6 protein-coding genes and 1 pseudogene are annotated in these 12,561 nt (G+C 69.2%); 3 read left to right on the top strand and 4 right to left on the bottom strand.

Annotated features, from left to right (window positions below; translation table 11 throughout):
* Positions 1-16: 16 nt before the first annotated feature.
* The 4 genes from FL344_RS24205 to FL344_RS24190 form a co-directional block, all read right to left on the bottom strand.
* Positions 17-3,520, bottom strand: a complete 3,504-nt coding sequence (locus FL344_RS24205) for a pyruvate carboxylase (RefSeq protein ID WP_141620176.1) — start codon at positions 3,518-3,520, stop codon at positions 17-19.
* 96 nt (positions 3,521-3,616) lie between these two features.
* Positions 3,617-4,882 carry an MFS transporter gene (locus tag FL344_RS24200; protein ID WP_141620175.1) on the bottom strand — a complete coding sequence of 422 codons (1,266 nt, stop codon included), beginning with the start codon at positions 4,880-4,882 and terminating at the stop codon, positions 3,617-3,619.
* Between the two features lie 87 nt (positions 4,883-4,969).
* Positions 4,970-7,561, bottom strand: coding sequence for a response regulator (locus tag FL344_RS24195; RefSeq protein ID WP_141620174.1), 2,592 nt, complete (start codon positions 7,559-7,561; stop codon positions 4,970-4,972).
* A 608-nt stretch (positions 7,562-8,169) separates the two neighbouring features.
* Positions 8,170-9,276 (bottom strand): isopenicillin N synthase family oxygenase, encoded by a 1,107-nt coding sequence (locus FL344_RS24190; RefSeq protein WP_141593809.1) that lies wholly within the window; start codon positions 9,274-9,276, stop codon positions 8,170-8,172.
* A gap of 196 nt (positions 9,277-9,472) precedes the next feature.
* Between FL344_RS24190 and FL344_RS24185 the strand changes: the two genes are divergently transcribed.
* The 3 genes and pseudogenes from FL344_RS24185 to FL344_RS24175 all read left to right on the top strand — a co-directional run.
* Positions 9,473-10,753, top strand: a complete 1,281-nt coding sequence (locus FL344_RS24185; RefSeq protein ID WP_141593808.1) for a dicarboxylate/amino acid:cation symporter — start codon at positions 9,473-9,475, stop codon at positions 10,751-10,753.
* Positions 10,754-10,901: 148 nt separating this feature from the next.
* Complete coding sequence (locus FL344_RS24180; RefSeq protein WP_141593807.1) at positions 10,902-11,549, top strand: cytochrome c3 family protein; 648 nt, start codon at positions 10,902-10,904, stop codon at positions 11,547-11,549.
* Positions 11,537-12,561 (top strand): annotated as a pseudogene (locus FL344_RS24175) (oxidoreductase); the annotation flags it as partial. The gene FL344_RS24180 and the pseudogene FL344_RS24175, both read left to right, overlap by 13 nt.

Here is a 12,561-nt window from a genome sequence, read left to right as displayed (position 1 = left end):
GAGTCCGGGCCCTCCATCACTGGAGCACCGCCAGCAGGTCTCCGCCCTGGACGGAGGCCTTGAGCGCGGGGACGACCTCCGCCACGGTGCCGGCGCGCGGGGCCCGCACCACCGTCTCCATCTTCATCGCCTCGAGGGTGACGAGGGGCGCGCCCGCCTCCACGGTGTCTCCCGACTTGGCATGCAGGGCGATGACGGTGCCCGGCATGCTCGCCGCGACGTGGCTGGGATTGGCGCGGTCCGCCTGACGCCGCGCCTCCACGGTGGCGGCGCGGCTGCGGTCCCTCACGTGCACGGTGCGGGTGTGGCCGTTGAGGACGAAGTAGACGGTGCGCACGCCTTCTTCATCTGGCTCGCCCACCGCGGACAGGCTGATGACCAGCGTCTTGCCCGGCTCCAGGTCCACCCAGACTTCCTGTCCCACCTCCATGCCGTAGAAGTAGTTCGGGGTGTCGAGGATGGACACATCCTCGTAGCGCCCCAGGTCTTCCAGGTAGCCGGCCATGACGCGCGGATAGAGCGCGCTGGAGATGGCGTCCACGCGGTTGAGCGCATGTCCTGTCTTCGCGGAGAGCTCCCGTTGGAGCGCGTCCAGGTCCAGCGGCGGCAGGCTGGCGGAGGGCCGTCCCTCCACGCGGGGCAGGCCCTTGAGCACGGCGGCGCGCAGGTCCTCGGGGAAGCCGTTGGGCGGCTGGCCCAGTTCACCCCGGAAGTAGCCCACCACGCTGGTGGGGAAGTCCAGGCGCGGCGCCTGTTCAATCAGCCTCTGGCGCGTGAGCGCGGCCGCCTCCGCCAGCGTGGAAGCGCGCACCGTGAGGTCGTTCTTGAGCAGGAAGATGGCGAAGTCACCGACCATCTTCGACGACGGCGTCACCTTCGGGATGTCGCCCACCAGGACGTTCACGAGCGCGAAGGCGTCCTTCACGTCGTTCCACCGGCCCAGCAGGCCCAGCTCCGCCACCTGCGGCCGGAGGTTGGAGTACTGGCCGCCCGGAATCTCGTGATAGTACACCTCGCTGGTGGTGCTCTTGAGGCCGGCCTCGAAGGGGGCGTAGTACTCGCGCACGTCCTCCCAGTAGTTGGCCAGCGGTTGAAGGCGCGCGTTGGCCAGGCCCGTCTCACGAGGATGACCGCGCAGGGCGCTGACCAGCGCGTTGAGGCTGGGCTGGCTCGTCAGGCCCGCCATGCTGCCCAGCGCCACGTCCACCACGTGCACGCCTTGCTCGATGGCTTCCAGGTAGCTGGCGATGCCATTGCCGGACGTGTCGTGCATGTGCAGGTGGATGGGCAGGCGCGTCACCTCGCGCAGGCGCCGCACCAGCATGGCCGCCGCGCGCGGGCGCAAGAGGCCCGCCATGTCCTTGATGCAGAGGAAGTGCGCGCCGGAGTCTTCAATCCGCTTCGCGAGGTCCGCGTAGTAGTCCAGCGTGTACTTCGTGCGCTTGGGGTTGGCGACGTCGCCCGTGTAGCAGATGGCCACCTCCGCCACCTTGCCCGTCTTCAGCACGCGGCGGATGGAGACCTCCATGCTGCCCAGGTCATTGAGGCTGTCGAAGATGCGGAACACGTCCACGCCCGCCTCGGCCGCCTCGTCGATGAAGGCCTCCACCACGTTGTCCGGGTAGCTGGTGTAGCCCACGGCGTTGGCCCCGCGCAGGAGCATCTGCTGGAGCAGGTTGGGCGCGGCGGCCTTGAGCGCGCGCAGGCGGGCCCACGGGTCCTCGTTGAGGAAACGGTAGGTGGTGTCGAAGGTGGCGCCGCCCCAGCTCTCCAGGCTGAACAGCTCGGAGGCCAGGTGCGCGGTGGCCGGGGCCACGCGGAGGATGTCCCGCGTGCGCATGCGCGTGGCCAGCAGGGACTGGTGCGCATCCCGCATGGTGGTGTCCGTCAGCAGCACGCGCTTCTGAGCCAGCACCCAGTCCGCCAGCCCGCGCGGGCCCTTCTCCGCCAGGATGTGCGCGGTGCCCCGAGGCACCGGGCCCGAAGGCGTCACCGGCAGCCGCGGCTCCAGGAACTGCGTGGGCTTGAGCCGCTGGTCCTTCTTGATGGTGGGGTGCCCGTTGACGATGACGTCGCCCAGGTACTGGAGCAGCTTGGTGGCCCTGTCCCTGCGGGGCTCCAACTGGAACAGCTCCGGCGTCTCGTCGATGAAGCGCGTGTACGTCTCTCCCTGCTGGAAGGCGGGGTGGGCGAGCACGTTCTCCAGGAAGGGCAGGTTCGTCTTCACGCCGCGGATGCGGAACTCGCGCAGCGCGCGCTGGCCCTTCATCACCGCGCCCTGGAACGTGGGCGCGTAGGCGATGACCTTCACCAGCATGGAGTCGTAGTAGGGGGAGATGACGGCGTTGGTGTAGCCGTTGGAGCCGTCCAGCCGGATGCCGAAGCCCGTGGCCGCGCGCCAGGCGGTGATGACGCCCGCGTCGGGCATGAACTGGTTGGCGGGGTCTTCGGTGGTGACGCGCAACTGCACCGCGTAGCCCCGGGGCACCACGTCCTCCTGCCGGGAGATGCCCACCTCCGGCGCGTCCAGCCGGTAGCCCTCCGCGATGCGAAGCTGGCTCTGCACCAGGTCCACGCCCGTCACCTGCTCGGTGACGGTGTGCTCCACCTGGAGGCGGGCATTGCACTCGATGAAGTAGAAGGCGTCGCCCGCCACCAGGAACTCGGCGGTGCCAGCGCTGGTGTAGCCGGCCTTGCGCGCCAGCCGCACCGCCGCGTCGCAGATGGCCTCCTTCACCGCCGGGGCCAGGTTGGGCGCGGGGGCAATCTCAATGACCTTCTGGTGGCGCCGCTGCACGGAGCAGTCCCGTTCGTGCAGGTGGACGATGTTGCCGTGCAAATCTCCCAGAAGCTGTACCTCGATGTGGCGCACGTGCTCCAGGAAGCGCTCCAGGAACACCGACGACGAACCGAAGGCGCTCTTCGCCTCTGAACGCGCGGAGGCCAGCGCATCCTCCAGCGCCTTCGCCTCGCGCACCACGCGCATGCCTCGGCCGCCGCCGCCATGGGCCGCCTTCACCAGGATGGGGCCACCCTGCTTCGCGAAGAAGGCACGGGCCTGCTCCAGCACGTGCGCGTCGTCGCCCTCCAGGGTGATGCCAGGAACCACCGGGACACCGCACGCTTCGGCCAGGTGCTTGGCGGCGACCTTGTCGCCCATGGTGCGGACCACGCCCGAGCGCGGGCCGATGAAGCGGATGCCGCGCCGCTCACACGCCTCCGCGAAGGCGGCGTTCTCCGACAGGAAGCCGTAGCCGGGGTGGATGGCGTCCACGCCCGCCTTCACGGCCACGTCGAGGATTTCGTCGATGCCCAGGTACGCCTCCACGGGCCGCTTGCCCCGGCCCACGAGGTACGCCTCGTCGGCCTTGTGGCGGTGCTCGTGGGTGCGGTCTTCGTCGCTGTAGATGGCGACGGTGCGGATGCCCAGCTCGTTGCACGCGCGGAAGACGCGAATGGCAATCTCACCGCGGTTGGCGCAGAGGACCTTCTGAATGGGACGCAGCGACACATGTTCCATGTGCGCGCTGTATGCATCCGGTGGGCCCCGGAGCAACGGCTGCCGGGGCGAACGTCCGATTCAGGGCGCGGCGCCGCGTGAGCGCCGCGCCGTGCGTCAGGTGCCGGACTGCGAGGGCTGGGCGGCCGGCTGCGGGCCGTTCGCCGTCTCCTCGTAATCCAGGTCCCGGTGGAACGTCTCTTCCAGCCGGGTGAGGGCCAGCAGCGCCAGGCCGAAGCAGACGCTGCCGACGATGATCGCCGCGGTGGACACGGACAGCTCGCCCTTCAGGTAGGCGAAGCCGCTGGCCGCGAGCGCCGCCGAGCCACGCACGAAGTTGGGGACGGTGGTGGCCACGGTGCCGCGGATGTTGGTGCCGAACTGCTCGGCGGCCATGGTCACCAGCACGGCCCAGTAGCCCACGGTGATGCCAATCAGGAAGCTCAGCCCGTACACCATGGTGCTGGTGAGGCCCGGGGTGAGGCCGTAGACGAGCATCAGCACGAAGCCCGCGGTGAGGTTCATCGCCACCGCGCGCTTGCGGCTCTTGAGCCACTGGCTGAAGACGCCCGCCAGCAAGTCACCCAGCGTCAGGCCGATGGAGCCATAGAGGATGGCGTTGCCTGCCGTCACGGTGCCGTGGACGTTGAGGCCGGCCGTCAGCTCGGGCGCGAAGGTGAAGAGGATGCCTGTGGTGAAGTAGATGGGCACGCCGATGAGGATGCAGCAGATGTACTTGAGGAACCGGCCACCGGTGAGGAGCAGCAGCGGGTTGGCGCGCGCGGGGTCCATCTTCTTGGCGAACAGCTCCGACTCCGACACCTTGAAGCGCGCGAAGAGGAGCGCGAGGCCCATGAAGCCGCCGGTGAGGTAGGCCGTCTTCCAGTGCATGTGCTGGCCCAGGAAGGCCGCGGCGACGATGCCGAGCATGCCCAGCGTGGCGACGATGGTGGTCCCCAGGCCGCGCTTCTCCTTGGGCAGGGACTCCGCCACCAGGGTGATGGCCGCGCCCAGCTCACCCGCGAGCCCCACGCCTCCGAGGAAGCGGAGAACGGCGTAGCTGGTGACGTCCCAGGCGAAGGCGTTGGCCAGGTTCGCGAAGGAGTAGAGCAGGATGGAGCCGAACATCACCGACAGGCGCCCACGCTTGTCGGCGAGCACGCCCCACAGCAGGCCGCCCACCATCATGCCCACCATCTGCGCGTTGTAGATGAGCAGGCCGCTCTGGAGGATGTCGGCCGGGTCGGTGACGCCGATGTCCTTGAGCGATGCGACACGCACCACGCCGAACAGCGTGATGTCGAAGAGGTCGACGAAGTAGCCGAGCCCGGCCACCAGCACGGTCAGGTTGAGGACCGAGCGGAGCTCTCTCAGGAATTTCATACGCCCGATTAACGGACTTTGGCGCGCGAGGAGCAAGCGCCCCGCGTAGGGGGCTGCATGACGCACTGCATGAACCTGAATTCACCTTCAGGCCATGGCCTGGGCGAGCGCCTGCTCGATCTGGGACAGGCCGTAGGGCTTGGGCAGGAGGACGGCGCCGGCGAGCGGCCCCTTGGCATCACCGGTGTCCACGTTGGTGCCGTGGCCGGACGCGATGATGACGCGAAGGCCGGGCACGTCCTGGACGGCCTGGTGGGCCAGCTCGATGCCGGACTTGCCGGGCAGGCTCACGTCGGTGAACAGGAGGTCGAACCCCTGTGCGCGCAAGAAGGGCGTGGCTTCTTCCGCGCAGGTGACGGCCGTCACGGTGTGGCCCATCGTCTCCAGCAGCTCGCAGGCGGGGAGGAGGATGTTCTCGTCGTCCTCCACCAGGAGGATGCGCAGCGCGGTCCGCTTCACGCGAGCGGGTATCGGCGCGGTGGCGCCGCTGCGGGTCGGCTGGGGGGCTTCGCGCTGGGTGATGCGTTGCTGCCGGGCGGCCAGGAGCTGGCGGATCTTCCGCGCCAGGTCCTCGCGGCGGTAGGGCTTGCTCAGCAGTTGGACCCCTGGATCCAGCCGGCCGCCGTGGACAATGGCGTTCTCCGTGTAGCCGGACGTGAAGAGCACCTCCAGGTCCGGGGAGAGGGCCTTGGCCTGCCGCGCCAGTTCGGGGCTGCGGACCGGGCCGGGCATCACCACGTCGGTGAAGAGCAGGTCAATGGGGATGCCGCTGTGGATGACCGCGAGCGCGCTCTGCCCGTCAGAGGCCTTGAGCACGCGGTAGCCCAGCTCCGTCAGTATCTCCACCGCGGTGGCGCGCACCTCCGCGTCGTCCTCGACGACGAGCAGCGTCTCGGTGCCGCCCTCGACCTGTTCGGAGGTGACCTCGGCGCGCGGCATCTCCGCCTGGAGCGAACGGGGGAGGTAGATCTTGATGGTCGTCCCGTGGCCGACCTCGCTGTAGATCTTGACGTGGCCGCCCGTCTGCTTGACGAAGCCATACACCATGCTGAGCCCCAGGCCCGTGCCGCGGCCTTCGGGCTTGGTGGTGAAGAACGGCTCGAAGGCGCGCTCCAGCACCTCGGGGGGCATGCCGCAGCCGGTGTCGGAGATGGCCAGCAACACGTGCTGGCCCGGCACGACGTCCGGGTGGAGCTGGGCGTAGTGGTCATCCAGCATGGCGTTGCCGGCCTCGACCGTCAGCTTGCCTTCGCTCGCCATGGCGTCACGCGCGTTGATGGCCAGGTTGAGGATGACGTTTTCGAGCTGGTTCGGATCGGCGAACGTGTTCCAAAGCCCGCCGCCGATGATGGTCTCCAGCGCCACGTCCTCGCCGAGCGCGCGCCGCAGCAGGTCATCCATGTCGCGGACCATGCGGCCCAGGTTGATGACCGTGGGATTGAGCGGCTGCCGCCGGGCGAAGGCCAGCAACTGGGACGCGAGCCGGGCGCCGCGCTCCACCGCGCCCACCGCCGTGCTCAACCGGCGCTGCGCCTGGGCGTTGTCGCCCACATCCCGGAACAGGAGCTGCAAGTTTCCGCTGATGACCTGGAGCAGGTTGTTGAAGTCGTGCGCCACGCCGCCGGTGAGCTTGCCCACCGCTTCCATCTTCTGGGCCTGCCGGAGGGCGGCCTCTGCTTGACGCCGTTCGGCCTCGCTCTCCTCCAATGCGCGGGTGCGCTCCCGGACGAGCGCCTCCAGGTGGTCCTTGTACTGGCGCAGCTCGTCCTGGGCGCGCCTCTGCTCCGTGATGTCGTGGCCCTGGACGAAGATGCCGGAGATGGACCCGTCCGGCTCGATGATGGGCTGATACACGAGGTCGACGTAGCTCTCCGCCAGCGTGTCATCAGGGGTTCGCTGGAGCGAGACTTTCATGCCCCGGCCGACGAAGGCCTGACCCGTGGTGAAGACACGGTCCAGCAACTCGAAGTATCCCTGGCCATCCAGTTCGGGCAGGGCGTCCCGGATGTGCTTGCCGAGGATGTCCCGGTGTCCGACGAGCTGCATGTAGGCCGTGTTCGCCAGCTCGAAGACATGGCCCTGGCCGCGAAGGAAGCACATGAAGCCCGGCGCCTGCTCGAACAGTCGACGGAGGTGGCGCCGCTCCTGATCCAGGTTCTGGTTCGCCTCCTGGACCTGCAGCGCGCGCAGGAAGACGCCGGCTTCCAGCTGCGACGGTGGAGGCTTGCGGGGGCCGGTGGAGCCGGTCGCAGTCTGGACGGCCTCCTGCAGCCGCTGGAGCTCCGTGACGTCCATGGTGTGCTGGAGGATGTAGGCCACCTCGCCCGAGGCATCGAGCAGGGGGATGTGGGTGGCGCTCCAGTACCGGTACGTCGGGACGACGCCCTGATTCGTCAACTCGGGGACGCGGTAGGGAATCAGGGCCAGGATGTCCGGCGCCCGCTTTGTCAGGACGCGCAGGAAGGACTCCCGGAGCTGCCGGAGATTGGCGTTGTTCGGGTCCGAGGGGTCGTCCGGGAAGGCCTCGAAGACGCTTCGGCCAAGCAGCTCGTCCAGCTTGCTGGCCGTGACGCGCAGGTACGCCGGGTTGGCGGCGACGAAGCGCAGCTCGCGGTCGAGCAGCATGTACGGGTTGGGTGAGACGTCGAAGAGCGTCTTGAAGTCGATGATGGGGTGCATCGTGCGGCGGAGCTCCTCACCCTGAGGCGGGTTGCGCCGACGGGGGGGGCAGGGCGAGCTACCCTTGACTGGTCTGCCGCCAGGACGCCATTGCCTCTGCCGCTGGGACGGAACCTCTGTCGCTCAGGCGACACACACGGATGGCGGCGACGCACGGACTCAGGGCGGATGTCCCAAGAGCCTGGGGCACGGATGTGCCATGCCTACATGAACGAACCTTCAGGCAATTTTCGCGGGTCGTGATGCCGGTCGCCCGCCCGCCTGGCACGTTTGCGCGCGGCCAGGCTCGGGAGGGGATGTGCAATGCCTACATGAACACGTCATCAGTGGTTTTTCAGGAGCCGCTGGCTTGCCTCCTCGCGAGGAAATGCGCCTCATGGGAGGGCAATACCTACATGAAGTTCTTTTCAGTGGTTTTTGGCACCCTCCGGCAGGTGATGCGCGGACGACAAGGGGCTTCGCCAATGACGAAGTCTGCCATTGCGAACAGTGAAAACATAGACATGTAAAGACTGTCCTTGCGTGTCTGTGTTTGTCTGTCTGTGATTGATGGCTGTGTTTCACGCGAGGCCCCGGCTGTCTCCGGGGCCTCAAGCGGTACCGCAGGATTACGCGCCAGCGCGCTGGCGGTTCAGCCGGTCGTAGTGCCGGTAGCCCAGCTTGTCGAGCGCGCTCGCGGGCGCAAGGCCGATGTCCACGAGCGTCTTGATGTCATACGTCCCAGCGAGCACGGGCGGCGCGTAGTTCCGGACGGCATCCGCGCTGCGGAACTTCTCCAGCGGGAAGAGCACGGTGTTCGTGTGCACGTGCATGAAGTGCGCGGCGGACTGGCGCTGCCAGCCCGGCACGCCCGGGGCGGTGATGACGTGCGGCGTGGCGAGGAACGTGCCACCCGTGAGGATCTCCAACTGCTGGCCCACCTGCGCCACGATGCAGCCCGCGGGCGCGGTTCCCCGCACCTTGAGTCCGTTGGGCGCATCGGGCGTCGCGCGGGTGCGGAGGTAGAGGCCGCTCTTGTTGTCGGGGCCGGGCGCGGGGCTGCCGTCCGGGTCCAGGAAGCGGCCGCCCGGGAGCAGGGTGAGCAGGTTGAAGTCGGTGTGCTCCTCGCCCCAGACGATGTCCGTGTTCACCTGCGCGTTGGTGAGCGGCAGGTACTGGAGCGCGCGGGTGACGTGGGCAGCCCGGTCGCACAGGTCGGTGAACAGCGTCTCCGGCAGGCCCAGGGCCACCGCGGAGCCACGGAGCAGCTTCAGGCCGGCCTCATGGAGGGAGCGGCCCAGCGTCATGATGCCGTCCTCGAAGTAGGGCGGCGCGTTGTGGGGCCACACGTTCTCCGGGTACAGCTCCGGGAACTCGAGCGCGGACTGCGCGTCGTTGGGGTAGGGCGCGACGAAATAGCACTCCTTGAAGTCCGGCTGGCCATTGCTGGCGACCGCGACCTCGGTGTTCGGAGGCGTCCAGCCGCGCTGGTACCAGATGTCCGCGCGGCCGTAGGGCTTCTTCTCCTCGGCGGGCCGGGCGATGAACGCCGCGAACGCGTCGTAGAACCGGTTCAGCGCCTGGGTGTCGACGCCGTGGTTCTTCAGATACACGAGGCCAAAGACGCCAAAGGCCTCGCGGATCGCCGCGGCGGCGCGCTCGACGCGAGCGGAGTCATCCGACGCGAGGTCGGCGAGGTCGACAGTGGGGATGTTGAGCGAAGAGGTCTCGGCCATGATGGGGCCCAGGTGTACCGCTCCTCGGGAATAAATGGGAGGCCCTGTTGCTCTGTGGCGTCCCGCCGGGGCCGGTCGGACGCTGCAAAACCCGGATCCCCGGCGTGGGCACCCCTGGCGCAAATTCTGCGCTTCCCCCTGCGCGGTCTGGAGCCCGGGGTTATCGTCCGCCGCCCGCCGTCGAGAGGTCTCCCCCGTGAAGAAGCTCGTCTCCGCCTGGTTCCGCATCCCCTTCTGGCAACGTGTCCTGGGGGCGTTCGTGCTCGGGGCCGTGGCCGGGTGGCTCGTGGGGGAGCCAGCGGGGCCCTGGTTCCAGCCGCTGGGCACGCTCTACGTCAACCTCATCAAGATGATCGCCACACCGCTGGTGTTCTTCGCGGTCATCAACGCGGTGGCGGCGCTTCACGGGCAGAAGAGCATGGCGGTGCTCGGCGGCAAGACGTTCCTCTGGTTCGGCGTCACCGCCGCGCTGGCGGTGGGAGTGGGCCTGGCCGTCGCCGCGCTGCTGCGCCCGGGGGAGGGCGTGGGCCAGCTCATGGCCACCGAAACCTACAAGCCACGGGACGTGCCCGGTCCCATCCAGGTGCTGCTGGACGTGGTGCCCACCAACCCATTCGCGGCGCTCGCGAACGGGAAGATCCTCCAGGTCATCTTCTTCGCCGGCCTGCTGGGCTTCGCGCTGGTGAAGCTCGGCGCGAAGACGGCCCGGCTGCGCGAGCTGGTCCGCGAGGCCAGCGACGCGATGATTCAGGTCACCCGCTTCGTGTTGGAGCTCACGCCGCTGGGCACCTTCGGCCTCATCGCCGCACTGGTGGGCACCTACGGCTTCGAGCGCCTGTTGCCGCTGGGCAAGCTGGTGTTGGCGCTGTACGTAGCGTGCGCGCTGCACATCGTCTTCGTGTACGGCGGCCTCCTGATGACGCACGGGCTCAATCCACTGCGCTTCTTCCGGGGCGCCGCGCCCGGCATGCAGGTGGCCTTCGTCAGCTCGTCGAGCTTCGCGTCCATGCCGGTGGCCCTGCGCGCCGTGACGAACAACCTGGGCGTCAACAAGGACTACGCGGCCTTCGCCGTGCCGCTGGGGGCCAGCATCAAGATGGATGGGTGCGGTGCCATCTACCCGGCCATCGCGTCGCTCTTCGTCGCGCAGTACTTCAGCCTGGAGCTGTCCGCGTCGCAGTACTTCATCATCCTGCTGGCGTCGGTGCTGGGCAGCTTCGGTACCGCAGGCGTGCCCGGGACGGCGGTGGTCATGGCCACGGTGGTGCTCAGCTCCGCGGGCTTGCCACTGGAGGGGCTGGGCTACCTGCTCGCCATCGACCGCGTCCTCGACATGATGCGCACGATGACCAACGTCACGGGCCAGATGCTGGTCCCGGTGCTGGTGGCGCGCGAAGAGGGCCTGCTGGATGCCGCCGTCTACAACGGAGCGTCCCCCGCCATCGCGCTGGAAGAGGACGCGGTGAAGGCGGACTGAGCTGCCTCCGTCCAGAGGGCACGCGCGTGTGCGCTCTCCGACGGGCGTCCCTTCCTGGCTTGGAGTAACGGACACGCCGCGAGGTCCGCGCTACCGCCCCCAAACGCCGCTCCGCTAGGTGCGGGCTTCGTGCCTGCCTGAGCGGTGTATGGGTCTCTTTCCACCGGCGACTGATGGAGTCCTGCGAGGCGTGCTCGGCCTGATGGCCGTGCTGCCGGTCGCCACGCCCGTGGCGTTGCTGCTGCTGGCCCGCAGTCCCCTGGGGACGGGGGCCTTCGAGCCCGTGCAGCAGCCGGTGCAGTTCGACCACCGCCACCACGCGGCGGACGAGGGCATTGGCTGCCGCTACTGCCATGACGGCGCGTGGCAGGGGCCTTCGGCGGGCATTCCACCCACCAGCCGGTGCATGGGGTGTCACGCGCAGATCTGGAACGAGAGCGCGCTGCTCGCGCCCGTGCGCCAGAGCTACTTCGAGGACCGGCCCATTCCGTGGAACAGGGTCCACCGGCTGCCGCAGTACGTCTTCTTCAACCACGCCATCCACGTCCACAAGGGCGTGGGGTGCGTGAGCTGCCACGGCCGCGTGGACCAGATGCCGCTGGTGGAGCAGGTCGCGCCGCTCACCATGGGCTGGTGCCTGGAGTGCCACCGCGACCCGGCGCCGCACCTGCGGCCTCCGGAGCACGTCGCGGACATGACGTGGAGCCCGCGGGGCCCAGCCCGCGACGTGGGCCTGGCGGTGATGCGGGCCCTGGATGTCTCGCCCCGGACCGAGTGCTCCACATGCCACCGCTGACCGACCGATATCCGCTCCCCGTCCTGGATGGAGCCGAGCCCTGGCGCAGCCTGGAGGCGAGACAGGGCGCCGCGCCCGCGCCGTCGCCGGGTGAGTTCCCCTTGGATGCCGATGCGCCACCTCGGGGGCTGTCCCGGCGCGTGTTGCTGGAGTTGGCCGCGTTCGGCACCGCCGCCGCGGGCCTGACGGGCTGTTTCCGCGCGCCGCCGGAGAAGGTCCTGCCGTACTCGCGGCCCCCGCCGGACGTCACTCCGGGCATCCCGCTCCACTACGCCACGGGGCTTTCGTTGGAGGGCTACGCGCGGGGCGTCCTGGTGCGCAGCCAGGAGGGTCGGCCCACGCTGGTGCAGGGCAATCCGTCCCACCCGGAGAGCCTGGGCGCGGCGGGCGCACACGAACAGGCGTCGCTGCTGGGCCTGTATGACCCGCACCGGGCTCGGGCCGTCCGCCACCGTGGCGCGCCCACCTCCCTGTCCCAGGTCTTCCAGATGGTGCGCCGTCGCGCCGCGCGCCAGGACGGAGGGGCGGGACTTCGCCTGCTGGTGGAGCCCACCGCGTCACCGCTGTGGACCCGGACCTTCGAGCGCATCCTGGCTCGCTTCCCGAAGGCTCGGGTGGTGCCCTTCAGCGCCACGCAGACGGGGAACGCGCACGAGGGCGCCCGCCTGGCGTGGGGCCGGCCGCTGCGCGCGATGCCGGACTGGGGCTCCGCGCGCGCCGTGGTGGTCCTGGATGACGACTTCCTGTCCACGCTGACGGGAGGACTGCGCGCGCCACGTGAATTCGTCTCCGCGCGCATGCCGCCGACGCTCAACCGCCTCTGGGTGGTGGAGAGTCGCTTGAGCCTCACGGGTGCCTTCGCGGATGAGCGGCTCCGGGCGCGCCCGTCTCGTGTGCCGTGGATTGCCCGGGCGCTCGCGGCGGAGTTGGGGCGACTGCTGGGGCGCGATGCGTTGAGGGGGCTCGGGCGCGGGGCGCTGGAGCCCGCGGAGCATCGCTGGGTGGCGGGGGC

The organism is Myxococcus sp. AB036A (assembly GCF_006547355.1).
Classification (GTDB): Bacteria; Myxococcota; Myxococcia; order Myxococcales; family Myxococcaceae; genus Myxococcus; species Myxococcus virescens.
This window is presented reverse-complemented; position numbering and strand designations above follow the sequence as displayed.